Source organism: Bradyrhizobium nanningense, from assembly GCF_004114535.1.
In the GTDB taxonomy this organism is placed as follows: Bacteria; Pseudomonadota; Alphaproteobacteria; order Rhizobiales; family Xanthobacteraceae; genus Bradyrhizobium; species Bradyrhizobium nanningense.
Map to the genome: position 1 here is coordinate 245127 of NZ_LBJC01000007.1, position 24435 is coordinate 269561.

The 24435-nt window shown below is 64.3% G+C and carries 20 protein-coding genes; 5 read left to right on the forward strand and 15 right to left on the reverse strand.

Going from position 1 to position 24435, the window contains the following annotated elements; genetic code table 11:
* Window positions 1-126 precede the first annotated feature (126 nt).
* From XH84_RS05075 to XH84_RS05105, 7 genes are all read right to left on the reverse strand, one after another.
* Complete coding sequence (locus XH84_RS05075; protein ID WP_128916941.1) at window positions 127-1278, reverse strand: Gfo/Idh/MocA family protein; 1152 nt, start codon at window positions 1276-1278, stop codon at window positions 127-129.
* Window positions 1275-2672, reverse strand: coding sequence for an enolase-like domain-containing protein (locus XH84_RS05080; protein ID WP_128916940.1), 1398 nt, complete (start codon window positions 2670-2672; stop codon window positions 1275-1277). The genes XH84_RS05075 and XH84_RS05080 overlap by 4 nt, the downstream gene beginning before the upstream one ends.
* A 214-nt stretch (window positions 2673-2886) precedes the next feature.
* A complete protein-coding gene (locus XH84_RS05085; protein ID WP_128916939.1) occupies window positions 2887-3729 on the reverse strand; it encodes an ABC transporter ATP-binding protein in 843 nt (280 codons plus the stop codon).
* Between the two features lie 151 nt (window positions 3730-3880).
* Window positions 3881-4873: an ABC transporter substrate-binding protein gene (locus tag XH84_RS05090; protein ID WP_128916938.1), complete on the reverse strand. Its 993-nt coding sequence runs from the start codon at window positions 4871-4873 to the stop codon at window positions 3881-3883.
* 58 nt (window positions 4874-4931) lie between these two features.
* On the reverse strand, window positions 4932-5741 hold the full coding sequence (locus XH84_RS05095; protein WP_128916937.1) for an ABC transporter permease: 810 nt from the start codon (window positions 5739-5741) through the stop codon (window positions 4932-4934).
* 314 nt (window positions 5742-6055) lie between these two features.
* Window positions 6056-6763, reverse strand: a complete 708-nt coding sequence (locus XH84_RS05100) for a TetR/AcrR family transcriptional regulator (RefSeq protein ID WP_181769395.1) — start codon at window positions 6761-6763, stop codon at window positions 6056-6058.
* A gap of 224 nt (window positions 6764-6987) precedes the next feature.
* A complete protein-coding gene (locus tag XH84_RS05105) occupies window positions 6988-7836 on the reverse strand; it encodes a VOC family protein (RefSeq protein ID WP_128916935.1) in 849 nt (282 codons plus the stop codon).
* Window positions 7837-8059: 223 nt separating this feature from the next.
* Here XH84_RS05105 and XH84_RS05110 point away from each other — a divergent pair, with 223 nt between their 5' ends.
* Both XH84_RS05110 and XH84_RS05115 read left to right on the forward strand, forming a co-directional pair.
* Window positions 8060-8953, forward strand: coding sequence for a sugar kinase (locus XH84_RS05110; RefSeq protein ID WP_128916934.1), 894 nt, complete (start codon window positions 8060-8062; stop codon window positions 8951-8953).
* Window positions 8954-8959: 6 nt separating this feature from the next.
* Window positions 8960-9877: a ribokinase gene (locus XH84_RS05115; RefSeq protein ID WP_128916933.1), complete on the forward strand. Its 918-nt coding sequence runs from the start codon at window positions 8960-8962 to the stop codon at window positions 9875-9877.
* Here XH84_RS05115 and XH84_RS05120 read toward each other — a convergent pair whose 3' ends face one another.
* A complete protein-coding gene (locus XH84_RS05120) occupies window positions 9878-11098 on the reverse strand; it encodes an NAD(P)/FAD-dependent oxidoreductase (RefSeq protein WP_128916932.1) in 1221 nt (406 codons plus the stop codon). It abuts the gene before it with no gap.
* 228 nt (window positions 11099-11326) lie between these two features.
* Between XH84_RS05120 and XH84_RS05125 the strand changes: the two genes are divergently transcribed.
* Complete coding sequence (locus XH84_RS05125) at window positions 11327-12121, forward strand: enoyl-CoA hydratase/isomerase family protein (RefSeq protein ID WP_128916931.1); 795 nt, start codon at window positions 11327-11329, stop codon at window positions 12119-12121.
* A gap of 7 nt (window positions 12122-12128) precedes the next feature.
* On the opposite strand, the gene XH84_RS05130 is transcribed toward XH84_RS05125, so the two are convergent.
* The 4 genes from XH84_RS05130 to XH84_RS05145 all read right to left on the reverse strand — a co-directional run bounded on the left by XH84_RS05130 (window position 12129) and on the right by XH84_RS05145 (window position 16998).
* Window positions 12129-13469, reverse strand: a complete 1341-nt coding sequence (locus XH84_RS05130; protein ID WP_128916930.1) for a TRAP transporter large permease — start codon at window positions 13467-13469, stop codon at window positions 12129-12131.
* Entirely contained in the window at window positions 13466-14044 is a 579-nt protein-coding gene (locus XH84_RS05135) for a TRAP transporter small permease (protein ID WP_128916929.1), read from the reverse strand. Before XH84_RS05135 ends, XH84_RS05130 begins: the two co-directional genes overlap by 4 nt.
* Before the next feature lie 173 nt (window positions 14045-14217).
* The gene (locus XH84_RS05140; protein WP_128916928.1) at window positions 14218-15225 is read right to left on the reverse strand and encodes a TRAP transporter substrate-binding protein; all 1008 of its coding nucleotides are present in this window, start codon (window positions 15223-15225) and stop codon (window positions 14218-14220) included.
* A gap of 57 nt (window positions 15226-15282) precedes the next feature.
* Window positions 15283-16998, reverse strand: coding sequence for an IlvD/Edd family dehydratase (locus XH84_RS05145; RefSeq protein ID WP_164935915.1), 1716 nt, complete (start codon window positions 16996-16998; stop codon window positions 15283-15285).
* Window positions 16999-17170: 172 nt separating this feature from the next.
* Here XH84_RS05145 and XH84_RS05150 point away from each other — a divergent pair, with 172 nt between their 5' ends.
* Window positions 17171-17854 (forward strand): GntR family transcriptional regulator, encoded by a 684-nt coding sequence (locus XH84_RS05150; RefSeq protein WP_128916927.1) that lies wholly within the window; start codon window positions 17171-17173, stop codon window positions 17852-17854.
* 219 nt (window positions 17855-18073) lie between these two features.
* Here XH84_RS05150 and XH84_RS05155 read toward each other — a convergent pair whose 3' ends face one another.
* Window positions 18074-18898 (reverse strand): NAD-dependent epimerase/dehydratase family protein, encoded by an 825-nt coding sequence (locus XH84_RS05155; RefSeq protein ID WP_128916926.1) that lies wholly within the window; start codon window positions 18896-18898, stop codon window positions 18074-18076.
* 89 nt (window positions 18899-18987) lie between these two features.
* On the opposite strand from XH84_RS05155, the gene XH84_RS05160 reads away from it, so the two are divergent.
* A complete protein-coding gene (locus XH84_RS05160) occupies window positions 18988-19965 on the forward strand; it encodes an SMP-30/gluconolactonase/LRE family protein (RefSeq protein ID WP_128916925.1) in 978 nt (325 codons plus the stop codon).
* Between the two features lie 272 nt (window positions 19966-20237).
* Here XH84_RS05160 and XH84_RS05165 read toward each other — a convergent pair whose 3' ends face one another.
* Both XH84_RS05165 and XH84_RS05170 read right to left on the reverse strand, forming a co-directional pair.
* Complete coding sequence (locus tag XH84_RS05165; protein ID WP_128916924.1) at window positions 20238-21668, reverse strand: aldehyde dehydrogenase family protein; 1431 nt, start codon at window positions 21666-21668, stop codon at window positions 20238-20240.
* A gap of 326 nt (window positions 21669-21994) precedes the next feature.
* On the reverse strand, window positions 21995-24358 hold the full coding sequence (locus XH84_RS05170) for a transketolase (RefSeq protein ID WP_128916923.1): 2364 nt from the start codon (window positions 24356-24358) through the stop codon (window positions 21995-21997).
* Window positions 24359-24435 lie beyond the last annotated feature (77 nt).

Consider the following 24435-nt stretch of genomic DNA (forward strand, 5'->3'; position numbering starts at 1 on the left):
CTCTCCCCGTCATTGCGAGGAGCGGAGCGACGAAGCAATCCAGACTGTTGCCGCAGAGGCATTCTGGATTGCTTCGCTGCGCTCGCAATGACGGCTTGGTAGACATCGGGGCTTATCCAATCAACCTCAGACCTTGATCGGGGCGACGTCGATCCAGCGCCGCTCCTTCCAGCTCTTCAGCGCGCATTCGGCGAGCTGCACGCCCTTGGCGCCTTCGAGCAGGGTGAACTTGTAGGGCGCATCCTCGTAGACGTGGCGGATGAACATCTCCCACTGCTCCTTGAAGCCGTTGTCGTAGGTGACGTTGTCGGGCAGCTTCTGCCAGTCGCCGTAGAAATCGTGCAGCCGCTTCTCGTCGGGATTCCACACCGGCCGCGGCGTTGCCTGCCGCGACTGGATCATGCAGTCGGTAAGGCCCGCGACCGCCGAGCCGAGTGTGCCGTCGACCTGGAAAGTGACGAGGTCGTCCCGATAGACGCGCGTCACCCAGGACATGTTGATGTGGGCGATGACCCCGCCCTCGAGCTGGAAGGTCGCGTAGGCGGAATCGTCCGCGGTCGCCTTGTACTTCTTGCCCTGCTCGTCAAAGCGCTCGGGAATGTCGGTGTTGCCGATGCAGACCACGCTCTTGACATTGCCGAAGAGATTGTCGAGCACGTAGCGCCAGTGGCAGACCATGTCGAGGATAATGCCGCCGCCGTCCTCGTCACGGTAGTTCCAGGACGGCCGCTGCGCCTCCTGCCAGCCGCCTTCGAACACCCAATAGCCGAACTCGCCGCGCACCGAGAGGATGCGGCCGAAGAAACCGGAATCGCGCAGGAAGGCGATCTTCTTCAGGCCGGGCAGGAACAGCTTGTCCTGCACTGTGCCGTGCTTGACGCCCTTGGCGTTGGCAAGCTTCACGACCTCGACAGCCTCCTCGAAATTCGTCGCGATCGGCTTCTCGCAATAGACGTGCTTGCCGGCATTGATGGCCTGGGTCAGAAGTCCCGGCCGGGCTTGCGTGGTCGCGGCGTCGAAGAACATGGTGTCGTTCTTGTCGGCGAGCGCCGCGTCGAGATCGGTAGTCCAGCGCGTGACGTTGAAGCGCTTGGCGAGCGCCTCGACCTTCTCGGCGCTGCGGCCGACCAGGATCGGATCGGGCATGACGCGGTCGCCGTTCTTGAGCCGGACGCCGCCCTGATCGCGGATCGCGACGATCGAGCGGATCAGATGCTGGTTGAGCCCCATGCGGCCGGTGACGCCGTTCATGATGAGGCCGAGGCGTTGGGTGGTCATGCCAATTGCTCCTGAAGTGATCTTGGCTGTTCGAGCGGGCGGAGCGCCGACCAGTCCGGATGGACCGACGTCGCAAAGCCCGTTGTGTGAAGCGATCCCGTCAGGAGATCGCCGTCGTGAATGGAAAGCCGGATGCCCTGCCCGGCATCGGCATAGAGATCGGGATGCGCGGCGGCGAAGGCTTGCGCTTCAGCGGCGGGCGTCTCGCCAAAACCGTCGACGTAGTGGTGGCCGTTGCGCTCGGCATGGGTGACGCCGATGAACGCGCCGAGCGCGAGGTCCTGTTGCACGGCGAGGCCTGCCTGGCAGGTGAGGTCCTCGCCGGTGACGAAGAACCGCGCACCACCGGCAGTCCATTTCGCCGCACGCGTCGCATTGACAATGGACTTGTAGAGTCCCTTGCAGGACTTCGAGGAAATGCCGCAATAGCCGAGCGCGCGCACAGCCGGAAAGGCATCGTAGGAATCGTCGGCCTCGTCGATGATGAAGCCGTGGGCGGCCAGGGCGCCGAGCGGCGATTGTCTGGTGACGTCGCGCGGCATCGGCTGTTCGACATAAAGCAAGCGCGTGGCGATCGGGCGCAGCGCGGCGTCGTGATCGAGCCGATCCATCAATGCCCGCAACGCGGCCAGATCCGCATACTGCTCATTGGCGTCGAGCGTCACCTTGGTATCGCGTCCCAGCGTGTCGAGCTCCTTGCCAATGCGCGCGAGTCGCGCAGCATCGGCTGCGGGATCGCCCGACAGTTTCAGCTTGAAATAGTTTGCCCCGGCGTTCTCGTGAGCATCCGCAACACCGCCCTCGCCTTCGACGATGTCGTCGAGGCCCACCGTATGCCTGATCGCAACGCACGGCAGCGGCTTGCGCCCGGCGAGAAAGGTCGTGAGATCAGCGTCCTTCAGGTCAGACGAAAGCCGCGCATCGATACCGGCAATGTTCGCGGCCATCCCGTCGAAGAAGCTGGTCTCGACGGCGCGCAACAATGCATCGAGGACGGCCTTGTCGATCTCCGCCGGGCCATAAGCCGCCGCGAGCGCGGGGATATTTTTCTTCGCGCAGGTCGCGATCTGGGCACCGATGCACGAGGCGTGCAGATCGAAGGCGGTCTGGTATCCGGTTCGCGCCAGATAGAGCCCGCGCGCAATCGCGAGCGACCGTCGCAGCCCATCCACCGTCTGCGCCGGCGACAGTTCCGGCCGCTTGTCGAACCATTTCGGCACCAGCAGCTCGGCACCGGCACCGACCGCGCTCCCCCTGCCCTCGACTTCGATCTCGGCGCGCACGAACAGCTGCGGCGTCGCGTTGATGGTCACCGCGCCAAAGCGGAACGGCCGCGCGAACTGCACGGGGCGTTCGAAGAACGCGATGTCTCGCAGCTTCAGGCGGGGGGACATGATCTCACAACAAAACGAGGTGAACTTAGTGCGAGCGGTATGGCCGCGGGCGATGCGCCTCTCCCGCTTGCGGGAGAGGTCGACGCGCGCAGCGCGACGGGTGAGGGCTTTCTCCTCTGGGGGACTCTTGCTAGCGGAGACACCCTCTCCCTCCCCCGCAGGCGGGGGAGGGAGCGCACCGTGCCTGTGGCGGCGTCAGAGAACATCATCGCCTCTAATCCAATGCACCTTTTGAGAAGAAATGCTTGCGGACGCGCTGCACGAGTTCCGTGAACACCGGATCAGCCATCACGTCGAGCGAACGCGGGCGCGGCAGGGGCACGTCGTAGATCGCGGCGACCGCGCCGGGGCGCTCGGTCATGACCAGCACGCGGTCGGCGAGGAACACGGCCTCCGGAATCGAATGCGTGATCAGCAGCACCGTCTTCCTGGTCTCGCGCTGGATCCGCATCAATTCGACATTCATGCGTTCGCGCGTCAGCGCATCGAGCGCGCCGAACGGCTCGTCCATCAGCATGATCTTGGGATCGTGCACCAGGGCGCGGCAGATCGAGGCGCGCTGCTGCATGCCGCCGGAAAGCTGCCACGGCAGCTTTTTCTCGAAGCCGTCGAGCCCGACCAGCTTCAGCAGCGACTTGGCGCGATCGAAATATTGCTGCCGCGGCAGGCGCTTCATGTCGATCGGCAGCATCACATTGCCGAGGATGTTGCGCCATGGCAGCAGCAGTGCGTTCTGGAACACGATGCCGACATTGCCGTGCGGCGTCGTCACCTTCTCGCCCTCGACCAGGATCTCGCCCGATGTCGGCGGCAGCAATCCCGAGATCAGCTTGAGCAACGTAGACTTGCCGCAACCGCTTGGGCCGACCACGACGAAGAACTCGCCGTCATTGATGTGGAAATCGAGCGGCCGCAGCGACGGCACATCGCCGTCGCGCGTCCGGTAGGTCTTGGACACGCCGGACAGTTGGATGCCGGATGCTTCGCCGGCCCGGTCGCTCACCAATCTCAGATGCGCGGCCGGTTGAATATCGATTGGCTTGGTCGCTGGGTTCATCACCGCTCTCTCCACCCGTTGTGCCTGCGAACGCAGGGACCCATATGCCGTGCCCGCGCTACCGGGCACGCAGGTGGAGACCTTCCGGAATCATCAAGGCCGGTGGTTATGGGTCCCTGCGTTCGCAGGGACGACAGCGGAGATTGATCGCTCACGAGCCGCTCTTCGGCAGATAATCGTTGGTGTAGAACGCCTTCGGGTTTTCCTTGGCCTTGGCATCCAGCCCGCCATATTCGACCAGCAGATTGACGGTCTCAGTCATGTTCTGGTCGGTGACCTGGAACGGACGCTTGCCCTTGGTCTCCGCGGTCCGATAGAGCGGAATGGTCAGCTCGAAACCTTGCGTCAGCGTGTCGATCTTGCCGCCCTTGGGGTTGGCATCGAGGATCGATTGCGCCGCCGCCTTCGGCTCCTTCTCGGCGGCTTCGACGGCCTTGGTCGTCGCCGACATGAAGCGGCGGACGAGATCGGCATTGGCCTTCACGTAGTCGGTGTTGGCGATGATGCCTGACGACACCATGTTGATGCCGTAGTCGGCGAACTTGATCGGATAGACGTCCTTGCCGGTGGCGTCCTTGATCTTCATCGACTGGTCCATGACATAGCCGAGCAACAGATCAGCCTGACCGTTGATGACGGCGTTGAGCTTGGTCTGGCCGTCGCCGGCGACCGTCTGGAAGTCGCTCTCCTTCAAGCCGGTCTTCTTCAGGAACAGCGGCCAGATCTGGGTCATGGAATCCGCGGGTGTGATCGCCACCGTCTTGCCCTTGATGTCCTCGGGTTTCTTGATGTTCTTGTCGACGAAGCCCATGGCGGACATCGGTGAGGTCTGCAGCAGCACGCCGGTCGCAACCACGGGCGCACCCTTGATCGCGGCGCGCATCATGGTAGGGACGTCGACATAGCCGAAATTGGCGGTCTTGGCCGCGACGGCCTGCGTGGTGGCAGCCGAGCCGCGGCCTTCCTGGATCTCGAGGTCGATGCCCTCGGCCGCATAGATGCCCTTGGCCTTGCCGTAATAGAACGGCGCATGCTCGCCATAAACGTACCAGTTCAGCATCAGCACGACCTTGTCGGCTGCCTGCGCCGGCACCGCCGCAAACACCATCAGCGCCGCCGAGACGGCTCCTATCCACCGCTTCATCATTGCTCTCCCTTTGTCGTTGTTTGCTTCGGCCGTTGGTGGCCGTTGGTCGCTTTGGTCAAGATGCGAAAATCACGTCCTCGCGCTGACTGACATGCCAGGGAATGACCAGCTTCTCGATGCGGTCGACGATCCAGAACAGGACCACGCCGAGCAGCGCGAGGATCACGAGCGCCGCGAACATCGTCGGCAGGTCGAACGTGCCGATCGAGCGCTGCATGACGTAGCCGATGCCGGAATTGGAACCGACGAACTCGCCGACGACGGCGCCGACCACGGCCAGCGTCACCGACACCTTGAGACCTGAGAAGATCGCCGGCAGCGCATGCGGCAGGTTCACCGCGCGGAACACCTGAAAACGGCTGCCCTGCATGGCTCGGGCGAGATCGACCATGTCGGGATCGACCGACTTGAAGCCCTGCACCGCCGAGACCACCACCGGGAAGAAGCCGAGCAGAAAGGCCGAGATCACCTTGGGAATGATGCCGAAGCCGAACCACACTACGAACAGCGGCGCGATCGCGATCTTCGGCACGGATTGGGAGAACACCAGCAGCGGATAGACGTAGCTCTCCACCGTCTTCGAGCCCGCGATCAGCATGGCGACGGGAATGCCGAACAGCGCCGACAGCAGGAAGCCGCAGACGGTCGCATAGGTCGTCGGCCAGGATTGGCGCAGCAGTTCCGGCCATTCCGTGCGCAGCACCGCCACGACATCCAGAGGCGACGGTATCTGGTAGGCGGGAATCCTGAACAGCCGGATCGAAAGATCCCAGGCGACCACGATGAAGACCAGGAACAAGAACGGCCGAACCCAAGCAGCATTCAGCATCTTGGAAACAGCGTTTTGCGGCTTCGGCTCGGCCAATTTTCACTCCCGGCAGTCTTCTTCGTTGTGGGGAGAAATTAACCCGTTGGATAAATACTGTCCAGAGCTTTCCCTGTGACGTATTGCGGCGGGTTCCGGGCATTTGGGTGAGTGGCGGCGGCGCCGTGTCCGGGGCACGAGAGCGCTATTTGGGCCCGCTTGCCGCCACCTCGTCATTGCGAGCGCAGCGAAGCAATCCAGAGTGCCGCTGCGGAAAGATTCTGGATTGCTTCGCTACGCTCGCAATGACCGAGCAAGGTGCGAGGTCACCGCATCGTAGCCCGGATTGCACTGCGCTCCATACGGGCTACGGACTACACCGTCTGCGCCACAGCGCTGCGCGACTTCGGGGCCTTGGCGAGCTCGAACAGTTCCGCCGACCGCCCCGTCAGCGCGGCGAGCACGAGGCCGACCATGTGGGCGAGCCGCTCGTCCTTGGCCTTCTTGTCCAAGAGATCACGGCCGAAGATCACGCTGAGCGTTGCCGAGTTGGAGAGATAGAAGAAGCACAGCCCTGCGATCGAGATGTAGAGCTGCACCGGATCGACCGCGACCTGGAAGTCGCCGCTGTCGACGCCGCGCCGCACCACGGTGCGGATCATCTCGACGAAGGGCGAATGCATCGACTTGACCTTGGTCGATTTCTTCAGGTGCTTTGCGCGCGCGAGGTTCTCGGTCTGGAGCAGCGACAGGAATTCCGGATTGCGCAGGAAATAATTCCAGGTGAACTCGATCAGGCGTCTGATCGCCTCGGGCGGATCGAGATGCTCGAGATCGAGCCCGCGTTCTTCGCTGCGGATCTTGTCATAGGCGCCTTCGAGCACCGCCAGATAGAGCTCGTCCTTGTTGCCGACGTGATAGTACAGCATGCGCTTGTTGGCGCCGGCCTTGGCCGCAATGCGGTCGACCCGCGCACCGGCGAGACCATGGGCGGAAAACTCCTGCTTGGCGGCTTCGAGAATGCGCAGCCGCATCCCTTCGGGGTCACGCTGCCATTTCAGAGTTCGCTTTGCCTTCGCCAAACCGGGTGCTCGCTGGATGGTTGTCCATCGCATGTATCATGCGGGCGAGCATTTGAGAACGATCTCGTGCCCCGGACGCAGCGCAGCGCTACTTCAGCGGTGCGCTGCAGAGCCGGGGCCCATGTTTCCGGGTGAGAGGTCGTCGGCTTCTGGGTCCCGGCTCTGCGCAGCAGCGCTACGCGCTGCAGCGCGTCCGGGACACGAGAGTGCATTTACGCATCGCCCTACTCCGCCGGCTTCGGCGAGCGCTCCAAGAGCACCGTCTGAATCCCGCAAGTGCCGCTCCGCACCGTCATCACCTTCGTGCCCGGCTTGCGGCCGTTGCGCACTTCGCTGACGTCGAGCCCGCTCGCAATCAGGCGGGCGCGGGTGGCGTCGATGTCGGCGACGCGCCAGCTCAGGCCCCACAGACGGTCGTGCGCGAGGTCACTGCCGGCGACGGGCCGGCGAACCACCTCGACGATGAGGTCGCCGCAGCGGAAGAACATCAGCTGGCCCCAATCCTGGTGCGAGCGGTCGAGCGCCAGGTCGAGGCCGAGCCGCGCGCCGTAGAGCGCGGCGGCGCGGTCGGAATCCTCGGTGGTGACCACGACGTGGTCGAGCGCGTCGATCGGCGCGATGTCGGTCGCCGGGGAAAGTGGCCGCTCGTCGGCCAGCTCGAGGAAGAACATGCGCACGCCGCGCGTGAGTTCCGTGGCGGCGCGCGTGCGCTTCCAGTGCAGGACGTTGCCCGTTTCCGTATCGCTGCTTTCGACCTCGGCGACCGGATCCGGGTTCAAGGCCACCCGCTCCAGCCGCCGGTGCATCCGGCTCATGTCTGCGACACGAAAGCACAGGCTGGCGAGCACGCCCTCCTGATCATCGAGCAGCGCGCGCATGCGATCCGCAGTCACGCTGAAGCCGCTCGGCGCCATCAACTCGATCGTCATGTTTGCGAGGGTGAACAGCACGCGGTCGGCGCCCTCGCCCGAGTTCTGCCAGGCGGGCGCACGGGCAAGCAGCGTCTGGTAAGCCGCCTTGGCCGCCCCGATGTCCCCCACCAGAACGACGACATGATCGAGGCCGGTGATCATTTTTCCCTCTTGATCGCCCCTTTCATAACCCTGGAACCCATGGGCCGAAATACGGCGTTTGTCCGGGCTTGGCATTGCCCGGTGATGGTCGTATTCCCTGACCATGCTGACCTCAAGCGCTTCGGGCGGCAGTTTTGCGAATAATTTCAGCGTCCCGCCGGAGCGGAACCGGTGTTACAGTAAGCCCACCGGCCGGGACCACTAAGCGCATGACGGACAAGCAATGCAGGCTCTCTTCATCGGACAGACCTATATCGACGTCGTCTTCATCACCGACCACATGCCGACCGGCGACGAAAAGCACGTGGCCTCGGACTATGCCGTCTCCTTCGGCGGCAACGCGGTGACGGCGGCGTTCTGCTGCGCCAAGCTCGGCATCGTGCCGGATCTCATCGCCACCGCGGCCAATGACTGGCTGGGCCGCATGTTCCAGGACATGTGTGCGAAATACGCGATCTCGCTGCACGGGCGGAAGGTCAACCAGTCCTCGCTCTCCTTCATCATGCCGAAGGACGGCAAGCGCGCCATCGTCCGCTGCCGCGACGACGAGCACATCCATCCCTTTCCGATGCTCAATCTCGGCGGCTGCCGCGCGCTGCATGTCGACGGCCACCAGCCGGATGCCGCGATGCACTACGCCAAGGTGTGCCGCGAGGCCGGCATCCTGACCTCGCTCGACGGCGGCGGCCTGCGCACCAACACCCATGAGCTCCTGGAATTCATCGACGTCGCGATCGTCGCCGAGCGCCTGTGCGAGCAGATGGACCTGACGCCCGAGAAGATGCTCGACTACCTCAAGAGCCGCGGCTGCAAGATCGGCGGCGTCACCATGGGCGAGAAGGGCCTCTTCTGGTACGACGAAACCGGGACGGTGCAGGTGATGCCGGCGATGCCGATCCCGCGCGAGCGCGTGATCGACACCAATGGCGCCGGCGACGTCTTCCACGGCGCCTATATCTATTCCTATCTCGCTCATCCCGGCAAAAGCTGGCGCGAGCATTTTGATTTCGCGAGGGCCGCCTCGACCTTCAAGATCCAGCGCCTCGGCAACGAGGCCGGCCTGCCGACGCTGGTCGACATCGCCAAGGTCAGGCACGAGTTCGAGGTCAGGGTCTAGATCCAGATGGGGCGGGTCTTCGTCGCCGGCAGCATCAACATGGACGTGGTGGCGACGGCCGATCGCCATCCACGCGTCGGCGAGACCGTCGCGGGCCGGCAGGTGCTGTATTTTCCGGGCGGCAAGGGCGCGAACCAGGCGGTCGCGGCGTCGCGGCTCGGCGCGCGGACCACGCTGATCGGGCGGCTGGGGAAGGATTCGTTCGGGGCCGAGTTGAGGACGTTCCTCGGCGACCAAGGCATCGATCTCGGCTATGTCGCGGAGACGGCGGAGGCGCACACTGGCACGGCCATCATCACGGTGGCGGAGGCCGACAACACCATCGTCGTCATTCCCGGGGCGAACGGGCTGGTCGGCGCGGATGACGTCGAGGTCGTGCCGCTGCTGGCCGGCGACGTCGCCGTCAGCCAGTTCGAGATCCCGCTGCCGGCAATTGCCGCGTTCTTCCGGCGCGGCCGTGCCGCCGGAGCCACGACGCTGCTCAACCCGGCGCCGGCACAAAAGATGCCCGATGAGCTGCTGGCGCTAGTCGACATCCTCGTGCTGAACGAGACCGAGCTCGGCTTCCTCGCCGGCGTGGACCTGTCTGACAGCGACGAGACCGCAAAGATCGTCGACACCGCGCGAAAAATTCAAGTGCGCGAGGATCAGACCATCTGCGTGACGCTCGGCAAGCGCGGCGTGCTCGCACTCGCCGGGCGCGAGGAGATTTTGGTGCAGGGACGCGCGGTGAAGGCAGTCGACACCACTGGTGCCGGCGACTGCTTCGTCGGCGCACTTGCCGCAGAGCTCGCTGACGGTGCGGCTTTGCGCACCGCCCTCGCCTTCGCCAACGCCGCCGCCTCGATCAGCGTGCAGCGGATGGGCGCGGGGCCGTCGATGCCGACGGCCGCGGAAGTTAAAGCTGTTCTCGGCGCCGGCTGATCAGGCCAGCGCGCTCTTCAGGTCAAAGCTTTCGTCCGCGGCCTGCTCCGGCGTGATCGAGCGGTCCATGCCCTGCAAGCGGCGGCCGAACATGTGATCGCCCGCGCGGTTGATCGATTCGATTCCGAGCAGCTTGTCGCCGTGATAGCAGAACGCCGAGAACGCCTTTTTGGCGGGATCGCCGCGGAGCACGACGCGGTCGTAGCCCGTGGTCAGCCCTGCGATCTGGAGCTTGTCGTCGCCCTGGTCGCTCCAGAACCAGGGATGGCCGTCATAAGGCTTTTTGTCGCCGGTCAGCCGCGCCGCAAGGCAGCGGGCGTGATCGGTCGCGTTCTGCACCGATTCCAGCCGCAGCGATCCGCCGAAGCGTGGGCTGGCGAACAGCGCGCAATCGCCGATCGCAGAGATGTCAGGGTCGGCCGTCGCAAGATATTCGTCGACAATGATGCCGGCGGCGACCGGCAGCCCCGCCTCCGCTGCGAGCTCGATGTTCGGCAGCACGCCGACGCCGACCACGACGAGGTCGGCGGGCAGATGCCGTCCGTCGCTCAAGGACACGCCGGTGACCTTGCCGCCTTCAGCCTCGATCGAGGTCGCCTGCACGCCGAGATGGATGCGAATGCCGGCCTCGCGATGCCGCGCCTGGAAATATTCCGAGACCTCCGCCGTCACCGCACGCGCCATCACGCGCGGGGCAAGCTCGAGCACGTCGACCTCGAGGCCCTTGATCCGGGCGGTGGCGGCGAATTCGAGGCCAATGAAGCCGGCGCCGATGATCACGGCGCGCGTCTTCGACGGCATGATCTGGCGCAGCGCTTCGCTCTCGTCGAGGATGCGCAAGTATTTCACGTCAGGCAGATTGGCGTTGGGCAGGTCGAGCAGCCGGTTGCGCGCGCCCGTCGCCAGCACGAGATGGCCGTAGGCAAGCGTTTCGCCGGACGCGAGCTGCACCTTGCGCCCCGAGCGGTCGATCGATACCGCGCGGCCCGCGATCAGCTCGATCTTCTGATCCTGGTAGAATTTTTCGGGGCGGAACATCAGGCTTTCAGGGCCGGCCGAGCCCTTGATGTAAGCCTTGGACAGCGGCGGCCGCTGATAAGGCAGATGCGCCTCGTCGTTGATGAGGCAGATGCGCTGCGAAAAGCCGGCCTGGCGCAGCGACGCCGCGACCTGGTAGCCGCCATGGCCGGCACCGACGATGATCACCGGACCGTCACTCATTGGACAGCCCATTTCCGGAAGACACGAGCGTGACCCATGCCGTCTCCTCTCTCGCTGATTTTGGTTGCTGACCTTACGAGGAGCCGGCGCTCGTGTCCGTCCCTTGGCAAAGGCCTGCCCATTTGAGCCTATCGGTCCGCCCAGTGCAAGGGCGCAGCGCGGGGATTGTCTCCCCGCGCCTTCTGCGATTTAGTCGCTACTAGCCACCACATGCCGGGGATATCCAGAATGCCAGCACCCGTCTCAAAGTCCGACGATCCCGCTTTGCTGGGGATCGACGGCCCGATCGCGACCATTACGCTCAACCGCCCCGCCGCGTTCAACTCGATCAACCTCGCGATCGCGCAGAAGCTCGAGCAGCTCGCGGCCACCATCGAAGGCGACGACGCCATCAAGGTCCTGGTGATCGAAGGCGAAGGCCGCGCCTTCTCGGCCGGCGGCGATCTGCAGACGATTGGGGCGGCCGCCGAAGCAGGCACCGTAACACCGGTCGTCGGCGAGCTTTTGAAGCACTATCATGCCTTCATCGAGATCATCAGGCGCATGCCAAAAATCTCGTTGTCGAGCGTGCATGGCTCGGCCGCCGGTGCCGGCATGGGCCTCGCCTTCGTCACCGATCTCTGCATCGCCGCTGACGATGCCAAGTTCACCCCGGCCTATGCCAAGATCGGGGTGTCGCCGGATGGCGGCTCGACGGTCGGCATCGTCGGCACGGTCGGCTCGCGCCGTGCGCTGCAGATCTTTCTCGCCGAGGACAATTTTACCGCGCAGCAGGCCCATGAATGGGGCCTGGTCGCGAAGGTCGTTCCCGCCGCGGAATTGAAGGCCGCCACGCGAAAACTCGCCGAGCGTCTTTCGCAGAACCCGCCGGCGGCGATCGCCGGCACCAAGCAGCTGGTCTATCAGGCCGCGACCACGCCGGTGAAGCAGCAGCTCGATGCCGAGGAACACAAGATCATCATGGCGATGAACACGGAAGACTTCCGCACCGCCGTGAAGAAGTTCACCAGCAAGGGCAAGTAGCGCTCAGTTACTGCGGACAGATATACCCCGTGCCCGCCGGCGACTTGAAGCAGCCGACCGATTCGGGAAGCACGTGCCGCGGCAGCCACAGTACCACGCTCGGGAAATAGATCGCGAACGCGATCGTCGCCAGGAACACGACATAGATCGGCAATGCTGCGCGCAATGCCTTGGCAAAGCTGACGCCGACGAATTTCGAGCCCATCAGCAACACCAGGCCATAGGGCGGCGTGATCAGGCCGAAGGCGAGCGTTGCGATCAACACCACGCCCATATGCACGGCGTTGATCTCGCCGGCTTCCGTCAGCGCATTGACCAGCGGCATGAAGATGATGATGGTCGGCACCGGCTCGATGAAGTCGCCGACCACGGTGAAGAGCAGCACCATCAGCAGCATGATCAGATGCGGGTCGTTGCCGGCTATGGACGTGATCAACTCGGCGATGTAGGTAGCGCCGCGCAAGTAGGCGAGCATCCAGCCGAAGGCATTGGCGGCGCCGATGGTGATCAGCGGCAGCGAGAAGATCAGGCCGGCGAGGCAGAAATCGTAAGGGATCTTCCTGATATGCCCGCGATTGAGCGCGGGGATCACGACCAGGATGATCCAGGCCACGGCGACGACGCCGGCTTCCGTCGGGGTGAACCAGCCGGTCAGGATGCCGCCGAGCAGGATCACCGGGATCATCAGCGGCAGAGCGGCATCACCCGCCGCGAACACCACCTGCCGCAGCGGCGCTCGCGGCTTGCGCAGGCCCGAGGGGCCGAAGAAATAGCAATAGATCATCAGTCCGAAGCCGATCATCAGGCCCGGCACCACGCCTGCCATGAACAGGCCGGCGATCGAGACGTTGCCGACGGCGCCGTAGACCACGGCAGTGATGCTCGGCGGCACCAAAGCGGCAATCGTCGAAGCCGAGGCAATGATGGCCGCGATGAAGGCGGGCTCGTAACCCTCCTGCTTCATCGGACCACCCAATGCGCGGCTCATCACCGCGACGTCGGCGGTGGTCGAGCCCGACATCTCCGAGAAGAACATGCTGAAGACGACCACGACCTGCGACAGCCCGCCCCTGATATGTCCGACCAGCGATACCGAGAGATTGGCTATTCGCACCACGACGTTCGCCGAACTCATGAGCTCGCCGACCAGAAGGAAGAACGGAATCGCCAGCAGCGCCTCGGAATCGACGCCGTCAAAGATCTTCTGGATGATCGCGGCGAGCGAGACATCCGACAGCAGCGCGCCGATGAAGACACCCGCCATCAGCGAGAACGGCACGGGCACGCCGAGATAGCCGAAGAACAGGAAGCAGAACGTCATCAAGGCCAGGACAACAGGTGCGCTCATAGCTGCGCCCTCGCCTGCGCGTCGGTGACGACGGACGTAGCGTCATCGTCGGGGGGCTCGGGATGGTCGAAGCCGTTGCGCAGGCCGTTGACGAGCTGCTCGATGGTGAACAGACCGATCAGCACGCCCGACAGCGGGATGATCGCATAGAGCGAGGCGATCGGCGTGCCGGACGGCAGGCGGAAGCTGCCGAAGCCGCGCAGATAATTCTGATAGCCATACCGGATCAGGCAGAAGGCCACGCCGAGCACGACGAAGCGGATGATCACCTCGACGATCAGCCGCGAGGTGCCGTGCAACGCCTCGGAGATCGCGGTGAGATAGAGGTGGTCGTTGCGGCGCGTCGCAGCGGCCGTGCCGATGAAGATCGCGTAGATGAACAGCGTCGATGTCACCTCCTGGAGCCACAGCCAGGGATGGCCAATGGTGCGGGTGACGATGTCCGCGGTGACCGACAGGGAGAAGCCGAAGCACAGCACACCGCAGAGGGTCATCAGCGCAAGCTCGAGCCAGTCGAGCCAACGCCATTTCAGATGGCGCTGGCGTTGCACGAGCAGTTTGTCGGCGATGGCCATTATCGTCGTCCTGGCTGCAGGGTAGCTACACCTCTCCCGCTTGCGGGAGAGGTCGCGCCGAAGGCGCGGGTGAGGGCTCTTTTCTCTTGGGGGCTGTCCCATTGCGGAGACACCCTCTCCCCTGCCCTCTCCCGCAAGCGGGAGAGGGAGCGCACTGTCGTCCGGCGCGCACCCTAATTAATCGAGCGGATCAAATCCTTGATCTTCTCGGCGTGCGGGCCGAGCTCCTTGGCAAGCTTGTCGAGATAGGGATCGGCGACCGCCGTAAAGCTCTTCTTGTCGACGTTGTCGACGATCTTCACGCCCATCTTCTTCAACTTCTCGGCGGCGCTGCGCTCCAGATCGAACGCCTTCTGCGGCTCCTTGGTGCTGATCTCGTTGGCCGCGGTCTGCACCCACCCCTTCTGCTCGGCCGAGAGGCTCTGCCAGAGCTTGTCGGAGACGAACACCAGCGCGTTGTTGGCCTCGTGCTCGGTGATGTTGAGGACGGGCGCGACTTCGTAGTGCTTGTTGACGAGATAGACGTTGATGCTGTTCTCGGCGACGTCGACGACACCGGTCTGCAAGCTGGTGTAGACGCTACCGAACGGCATGTGCACGGTTTGGGCGCCATAGGCCGGGAACATGGTGTCCTCGGTTGCAGTCGCCTGCACGCGGACCTTCAGGCCCTTGATGTCGCCGACATTGTGGATTTCCCGCTTCGCATACATATGACGCACGCCCTGCGAGCCCGTCGCGATCACATGCAGGCCCTGCGTGGTCTCGTCGATCATGGTCTTGAGCGCTTCGAACACGCGGGGATCGGCCAGCCCCTTGACGACGTGATTCTCGTCGCGGAACAGATAGTGCAACGACATTACGCCAGCCTGCGGCGAGATCGTCGCGGTGTTGGCGGAGGAGATGATCGAGAATTCAACGTCGCCGGCCTTCACGAGCTGGAGCACTTGCGGCTCCTGCCCGAGCTGCGCGCCGGGATACTGATCGATGATCATGGTGCCCTTGCTCAATTCCTTGAGCTTCTCGGCAAACAGGTCACCCGCGATCGAATAGCCGGTGTTGCGCGGCTGGTCGTAGGCGAAGCGATAATGCTTCACCTCCTGTGCCCCGGCTCCGGTGACGAAAAGCATGGCGGCTGCGGCCGCCAAGCCATGCAAGACTCTTGGCATGGATCGCGCAATCATCGTTTCCCCCTGTGTTATCGCCCGCCGCTTTAAGCGGTCTGAGCGTTCGTCATTCGGTCAGCTTGTCTCGGTCTTCCCAGTCCTCTGCATGAAATCGAAATCGCAGCCCTCGTCGGCCTGCATGATGGTCTCGTTGAACAGCCAGGCGTAGCCGCGCCGTGCTTCCTCCGGCGCTGAGGCGGGCTTCAGCGCAGCACGGCGCCGATCGAGCTCGGCGGCATCGACCTGCAGCTCGATGCTGCGCTTGGCCACATCGAGGCTGATCATGTCGCCGTTCTGCACCAGTGCCAGCGGCCCGCCGACGGCGGATTCCGGAGTGATGTGCAGCACGATGGTGCCGAACGCAGTGCCGCTCATCCGCGCATCCGAAATGCGCACCATGTCCTTGGTGCCGCCGCGCGCGAGCTTCTTCGGGATCGGAAGATAGCCGGCCTCGGGCATGCCGGGCGCTCCCTTCGGGCCGGCATTGCGCAACACCAGCACGTCATCAGCAGTGACATCGAGATCGGGATCGTCGACCCGCAAGGTCATGTCCTCGACCGATTCGAACACCACCGCGCGCCCGGTATGCTTCAACAGCTTCGGGCTCGCCGCCGATTGCTTGATGACGGCGCCGCGCGGCGCGAGATTGCCGTGCAGGACGGCGAGGCCGCCCTCCTTTTTGATTGGATTGTCGCGCGAGCGGATCGCGTCCTGCCCCGGCACGTCCTCGGCATTCGCCGCGATCTCGCGCAGCGTCTGGCCGCTGATCGTCTTGGCGTCGAGATCGACGAGGTCGCCGAGCTGCGCCAGCAATTTCGGCACCCCGCCGGCGTGGTGGAAATGCTCCATGTAGTGCTCGCCGGACGGTTTGAGATCGACCAGCACCGGCACCTCTCGGCCGATCTGGTCGAAGACCTCGAGATCGAGCCGGTGCGGCGAGCGATGCGCCATCGCGGTCAGATGGATCAGGCCGTTGGTCGAACCGCCGATGGCCTGAAGCACCACCTGCGCGTTCTTGAAGGAAGCAGGCGTCAGCAATTCGCTCGGCTTCGGCCCCTTGGTCTTGGCCATCTCGGCGGCGACCTTGCCGCTGGCCTCTGCCAGGCGGAAGCGCTCGGCATGGGGCGCCGGGATTGTCGCGCTCATCGGCAACGACAGGCCCATGGCTTCGATCATGCAGGCCATGGTCGAGGCCGTGCCCATCACCATGCAGGTGCCGACCGACGGCGCCAGACGCCCGTTCACCGCCTCGATCTCGGAATCGTCCATCTCGCCAGCACGATATTTCGCCCAGAGGCGGCGGCAGTCGGTGCAGGCGCCCAGCACCTCACCCTTGTGATGGCCGACCACCATGGGGCCGACCGGAATGACCACCGTCGGAAGGTCGGCGCTGATCGCGGCCATCACCTGCGCCGGCAGCGTCTTGTCGCAGCCGCCGATCACGATCACCGAATCCATCGGCTGGGCGCGGATCATCTCCTCGGTGTCCATCGCCATCAGATTGCGCAAGTACATCGAGGTCGGATGCGCAAAGCTCTCGGCGATCGAGATGGTCGGGAATACGAACGGCATCGCCCCCGACAGCATCACGCCGCGCTTGGCGGCTTCGATAATCTGCGGGACGTTGCCGTGGCAGGGATTGTAGTCGCTATAGGTGTTGGTGATGCCGACGATGGGGCGCTCCAGCGCGTCGTCGGAATAGCCCATGGCCTTGATGAACGCCTTGCGCAGGAACAGCGAGAAGCCGGCATCGCCATAGCTCGTCAGACCCTTGCGCAAACCACTCGTCATTATGCCACTCCTCAAGTTGGCATTGTGGTACAGCCTGAGCCCTGATTGTCAATAAGATTGGTCCATATTGTCGCTCTTTCCGGCTCATGGCACCGCTTGGGACGCAAATTATTGACAATCTGCCCCTTCCCTGCTCCACAGGGCAGACCGGCTGCAGCCGGAGGCCGAGGGCATGTCCGACATTCATACCGCAGACAGCACGCCAGTCCGGCGCGACGATCCGGACGACGTCGTCGCGCGGCTGGAAGAGGACATCATCTTCGGCCGCATCGCACCGGGCGCACGGCTCACCGAGGACGCGCTGATGTCGCGCTATGGCACCTCGCGCCACTTCGTGCGTCAGGCGCTCGTGGACGCCGAGCGCCGCGGCATCGTCCGCCGCGAGAAGAATGTCGGCGCCACCGTGCGGTTCTATTCCGCCGAGGAGGTCCGGCAGATCTATGAGGTCCGGGAGATGCTGACCCGGCAGGCCGCGCTGATGATCGCTCTGCCGGCACCGCAGGCCCTGATCGACGAACTGACCGGCCTGCAACGGCAATATTCCGCGAGAGCCGACGCGCAAGACCTGCGCGGCATCCACGAAGCCAACGACGCCTTCCACCTCGCGCTGTTCTCCGCTTGCGGCAACCCCTATCTGGTCCGCTCGCTGCAGGACTACATGAACCTGACGCTGCCGATGCGCGCCAAGAACCTCGCCGACCGCGAGGGCCTCGCGCAATCGCGGCGCCAGCATGAGATGATGATCGAGTTGTTGAAGGGCCGCGACAGCTGGGCGCTGGCGCAGCTGTGCGTGGATCACATGCAGTTCAGCAAGAGGGATTATCTGGCGCGCATTGGTGAGGGCGAGAGCCAATGAACGTTCCTTCGTCTCCGCGAGTCATATGCTCGCTGGCAGCGGCATTCCCTCACCGCGTCATTGCGAGGAGCATTTGCGACGAAGCAATCCAGACTGTCTCGCGGAGGATTTCTGGATTGCTTCGCTGCGCTCGCAATGACGTGGAGCGGACGGAGACTCCCCCTTTACCCCCAACCCTCTCCCGGGAGCGCACTTCCGTCGCAGCAACAGCTGAGCGCTTTACCGCTTATTCCAATCGATGACGCGGCTGGGGTCGGCGTCGAACTCCATGCTGCAGAACGCACCGCCCTGGAAATAATCGCCGACCGGATCCGGCTTCAGTTTGGCCTGCTCGGCCATGGCGTGCTCGCGGAAATCCTCGGCGCGGCCCATGGGGCGATAGCCGAATTCGTAGGCACGGTGGTTGTCCCACCAGGCGCGCTCGTTGAGGGAGGCGCCGTAGAAGATTTCGAAATGGATGTCGGGATGTTCGAGCCCGATGCGGCAGAGCTGCACGAGGTCGCCGGGCTTGAGCCAGATCGAGAGCCGGCGCTGGTCGAGCGGCATGTCGCCGAAATTGCCGATGCGCAGGCAGGTCACCCTCAGCCCGTGCTTGTCGGCGTAGAGCGCGCCGACGGCCTCGCCGAACACCTTGCTGACGCCGTAGTGCCCGTCGGGACGCGGGGTGACGTCGGTGCCGATCTTGTGGTGGCGCGGATAGAAGCCGACGGCGTGGTTCGACGAGGCGAACACCACGCGCTTGACGCCCTTGCGGTAGGCTGCTTCGAACAGATTGTAGCCGCCGATGATGTTGGCCTGGAGGATTTGATCCCAAGTGCCTTCGACCGAATAGCCGCCGAAGTGGATGATGCCGTCGACGCCCTCGCAGATCGCCTCGCATTGCGCGAGATCGGCAAGGTCCGCCGCTCGAAACTTCTCATTGGCGCCGAGATCGGCAGGCGGCTTGATGTCGGAGAGCAGGAGATCCGGATAGATCGGCGGCAGCAGTTTTCGGAGGCTGGTGCCAATTCCGCCCGAAGCTCCCGTCATCAAAATACGCGGCATGTTGTCCCTCGCCGTTGGTGACCGATTTGCGGTCACATGTCTCTAATGATAGCAGCATTGTCCAGAGGGAACGAAACGAGAGAACCGACATGAATGAGGCATCGTCCCGCACCCAGGAACGGCCCGGCTGGCGGCCGGCTACCTATTACCCCGATCCGGCCATTCACGCGCTCGATCCCCGTTTCGAAAAATACTGGCTGAAACTGTCGGCGGTGGAGCGGCTCACGACCGGCCTGCGCTGGGCCGAAGGGCCGGTGTGGTTCGGCGACGGGCGCTATCTCCTGTGCAGCGACATCCCGAACCAGCGCATCATCAAATGGGAGGAGGAGACCGGCGCAGTCAGCGTGTTCCGCAAACCCTCCAATTTCGCCAACGGCAACACGCGCGACCGGCAGGGCCGGCTCGTCACCTGCGAACACGGCGGACGGCGCGTGGTGCGCACCGAATATGACGGCAGCATCACCGTGCTGATGGATCAATTCAATGGCAAGCGGTTGAACTCGCCGAACGATGTCGTTGTTAAATCGGACGGCTCGATCTGGTTCACCGATCCGACCTTCGGCCTGCTCGGCAATTATGAGGGCTACAAGGCCGAGCCTGAAATCGAGCCGAACGTCTACCGGCTCGATCCCGCAACCGGCAAAGCGACCATCGTCGCCGAGGGCGTGCTCGGGCCGAACGGCCTATGCTTTTCGCCGAACGAGAAGATCCTCTACGTCGTGGAATCCCGTGGGCAACCGAACCGCAAGATCCTCGCCTACGACGTCTCGGCTGACAGCACGACGATCTCCAACAAGCGCGTCCATATCGATGCCGGCCCGGGCACGCCGGACGGCATGCGCTGCGACATCGACGGCAACCTCTGGTGCGGCTGGGGCATGGGCGATCCCGAGCTCGACGGCGTCGTGGTGTTCGCGCCCGACGGCGTCATGATCGGCCGCATCGCCCTGCCCGAGCGCTGCGCCAACGTGTGCTTCGGCGGCGTCAAGCGCAACCGCCTGTTCATGGCCGCGAGCCAGTCGATCTACGCGCTGTATGTGAACACGCAAGGCGCGCTGGGGGGATAGGCGCACCGCGACGGTCTCGTCGGGTGGGCAAAGCGAAGCGTGCCCATCACTTCCTGCTCGTCGCGCAATGGTGGGCACGTCGCGCGAAGAGCGCGCCTTTGCCCACCCTACCGATCTCTCCTCCGTCATTTCGAGCGAAGCGAAACAATCCAGACTGTCTCCGCGGAAGCAGTCTGGATTGCTTCGTCGCAAGGGCTCCTCGCAATGACGAAAACGAAAAACGCCGGAGCGGTTTCCCACTCCGGCGTCATGTTCGTTCGCGCGACGAAAGCTTACGCTGCGTTGAAGCCAGCGACGGCCTTCACTTCGAGGAAGTCCTCGAGGCCGTACTTGCCCCACTCGCGGCCGTTGCCGGACTGCTTATAGCCGCCGAACGGCGCGGTGCGGTCGTTGGGCACGCCTTGCAGGTTGACGTTGCCGGCGCGGATCTGACGACCGACGCGCTTGGCATCCTCGACCGAAGGACCGTAGACATAGCCGGCCAGGCCATACGGCGTGTCGTTCGCGATCTTGACCGCGTCGGCTTCGTCCTTGGCGCCGATGATGGTCAGCACCGGCCCAAAAATCTCCTCGCGAGCGATCGTCATGTCAGGGGTGACGTCGGCGAAGATGGTCGGGCGGACATAGAAGCCCTTGTTGACGCCTTCGGGCAGCCCCGGGCCGCCGGCGACGAGCGTTGCGCCCTCGTCGATGCCCTTCTTGATCAGCCCCTGGATCTTGTCCCACTGGCCGCGGTTGACCACGGGACCGATGGTGGTGCCTTCGGCGCGGGGATCGCCGGCCTTGGTCTTGTCGGCGACGGCCTTCGCGATCGCCGCGACTTCCTTCATCTTCGAGGCCGGCACGATCATGCGCGAAGGCGCGTTGCAGGACTGGCCGGAATTGTTGAACATGTGCATCACGCCGCCGGTCACCGCCTTCGTGAGGTCGGCGCCTTCGAGGATGACGTTCGGCGACTTGCCGCCCAGCTCCTGGCTGACGCGCTTCACGGTCGGCGCCGCGCGCTTCGCAACGTCGATGCCCGCGCGGGTCGAGCCGGTGAAGGAGATCATGTCGATGTCGGGGTGCTCGCTCATGGCGGCGCCGACCTCGGGGCCGAGGCCGTTGACGAGATTGAACACGCCCTTGGGGACGCCGGCTTCATGGAGGATTTCCGCGAAGATCAGCGCCGAGGTCGGGGTGAACTCCGACGGCTTCAGGATCATGGTGCAGCCGGCGGCGAGCGCGGGCGCGACCTTGCAGGCGATCTGGTTGAGCGGCCAGTTCCAGGGCGTGATCATGCCGACCACGCCGATCGGCTCGCGCAGCACCATGGCGGTGCCGACCGGCTCTTCGAAATGATAGTTCTTGAGCACGTCGAGCGTGGTCATGAGATGGCCAAGGCCGGCGCCGGCCTGCAGCTTCTCCGCCATCGGCAGCGGCGCACCCATCTCGTCGGAGACGGCAGCGCCGATCTCCTTGAGCCGGCCCTTGTAGATCTCGATGATCTTGGAGAACAGCGCGACGCGCTCCTCGCGGCTGGTCTGGGAGAAGGTCGCGAAGGCGCGCTTGGCGGCGGCAACCGCCTTGTCCACGTCGGCCTTGGAGCCCAGCGCAACCTCGTACATCGCCTCTTCCGTCGCCGGATTGACCACGGCGGTGGACTTCTTGACGGCGGGATCGACCCAGGCGCCGTCGATGTAGAATTGCATGCGATTGACCATCGTTAACCTCTTCTTGGGGGCATGGTGGGGGCGTTTCGGCAGGCATCCTTGCACGAAAGCGCGGGCAATTGAACCCGTCATATGCGGGGCCAGCGTTGCGCCGGACGGGCGGAATATGGGACGCGATTTGAAGCGAGGCAAGCGGCCTGGGTCCCGGCTCTGCGCCGCGACATACCGGACAGTGCTTTGCACCGCCGGGATATGTCGCGCCATGTCCGGGACACGATACTTGGAACGACTGCAAACACGCTCGTGCCCCGGACACAGCGCAGCACTTCTTCAGTGATGCGCTGCAGAGCCGGGGCCCATGCGCGTGGTTACCCCGATTACACCGCCATCTTCCGATGCAGCACCGGTGCGCCGGTGGTGAGGCTTTCGGCCGCATCGATGATCGCATTCGCATCGATGCCGTAGTGCCGATAAAGGTCCGCGATGCTGCCGGTCTGGCCGAACTGCTCGACGCCGAGCGCCTCGACGCGGTGGCCGCGGACGCTGCCGAGCCAGCCGAGCGCGGACGGATGGCCGTCGATCACGGTCACGATGCCGCAGTCGCGCGGCAGCGGCGTCAGCAGCTTTTCGATATGGCTGAGATGCTGCACGCCACGCCGATCGCGCCGCAATTTCCGTGCGGCGGTCCACCCCGCATGCAGCCGGTCCGCCGAGGTGATCGCGAGCAGGCCGATGTCGCGGCGGCTCTCGCCGATGAAGCCCGTGGCCTCGATCGCTTCAGGCGCGACCGCGCCGGTATAGGCGATCACGACCTCGGCATTCGGGCCTGGCTTGCGCAGCCAATAGGCGCCGTCGCTAATGCCCTGCTGCAGCTCAGGTGTCATGATCCGCTGCGCCTGCTCGATGCTGCGCGTCGAGAGGCGCAAGTAAACCGAGCCGCCCTCGCCGGGATCGCGCTGCATGTGGTTGAAGCCCCAGCCCATGATCACGGCAAGCTCGTCGACGAAGGCCGGCTCGAACGAGGCGAGCCCGTCCTGGGCCATGCCGATCAGGGGCGTTGCGATCGATTGATGCGCGCCGCCTTCGGGCGCGAGCGTGATGCCCGACGGCGTCGCCGCTACCATAAAGCGTGCATCCTGATAGCAGGCGTAGTTCAGCGCATCGAGCCCGCGCTCGATGAAGGGATCATAGAGCGTGCCGACCGGCAGCAGACGTTCTCCGTTGATCTGGTGCGACAGACCGAGCGCCGACAGCATGATGAACAGGTTCATCTCGGCGATGCCGAGCTCGAGATGCTGGCCCTTGGGCGAAGCGTCCCAATTGTAGGTGGAAGGAATTTTCTCGCTGCGGAATAAGTCGGCCTTCTCGGCGCTGGCGAACAGGCCGCGCCGATTGACCCAGGGGCCGAGATTGGTCGAGACGGTGACGTCGGGCGAGGTCGTGACGATGCGCCTTGCCAGTTCGCTGTCACCGCGGGCGATCTCGTTCAGCACGAGGCCGAAACCCTGCTGGGTCGACATCTGCGGCGACGGCTTGAAGCTGAGCTGCGTGGGCACCTCGATAACAGGCGCAGTGAGGCGGCGGCCGTCCTGGTTGAACGGCACGCTTGCGAGGAACGCGTCAAGCGCGGCGGCGGATTGCGCAAGGCCTTCGTACTTGTCCCATTCGTGGCCGGGTCGGATGTTCTGGCTGTCGCGATACTTCTCCATCTGCGCGACGGTCATCAGGCCGGCATGGTTGTCCTTATGGCCCTGGAACGGCAGGCCGACACCCTTGATGGTGTAGGCGATGAAGCAGACCGGGCGGTCGTGGTCGATCGATTCGAACGCCTCCAGCATGCTCGCCATGTCGTGGCCGCCAAGGTTCGACATCAGCGCCAGCAGTTCCTCGTCGCTGCGCCTGTCGATCAGCCTGGTGATCGGGCCCTGGTCGCCGATCTCGTCATGCAGATGCTTCCTGAAGGCCGCGCCGCCCTGAAAACACAGCGCGGCGTAGAGCGCGTTCGGGCAATTGTCGATCCACGTCTTCAGCGCTTCGCCGCCGGGTTCGGCGAAGGCCTCGCGCATCAGGCGGCCGTATTTGACGATGACGACATCCCAGCCGAAATTGCGGAACATGGTTTCGAACTTTTCCCAGAGCCCCTCACGCACGACGGCGTCGAGCGACTGGCGGTTATAGTCCACCACCCACCAAGTGTTGCGCAGGCCGTGCTTCCAGCCCTCCGCCAGCGCTTCAAAGATGTTGCCCTCGTCCATCTCGGCGTCGCCGACCAGCGCGATCATCCGCCCTTCGCGGCGATCCTTCATCCAGCCATGCGCCTTGACGTAGTCCTGGACCAGCGAGGCGAACAGCGTCTGGGCGACGCCGAGCCCGACCGAGCCGGTGGAGAAGTCGACGTCGTCGACGTCCTTGGTGCGCGAGGGATAGGATTGCGCGCCCTTGAAGCCGCGGAAATTCTCAAGCTTCTCGCGGCTCTGCCGGCCGAACAGATATTGGATGGCATGGAACACCGGGCTCGCGTGCGGCTTCACCGCAACGCGATCCTCGGGGCGCAACACGTGGAAATACAGCGCCGACATGATGGTGGCGAGCGAGGCCGAGGAGGCCTGATGGCCGCCGACCTTAAGGCCGTCCGCGCTCGGGCGTATGTGGTTGGCGTGGTGGATGGTCCAGGACGACAGCCACAGCGCCTTGCGAGCCAGCGCGGTCAATGTGTCCAGACGGGTGGGATCAACGGGCATGGCAATGCTCCCGGAAACAGGTGGCGCGATGATACGCCCGCAGGCGCGGCCAAACTTCTCAATTTTTCGCGCCATAC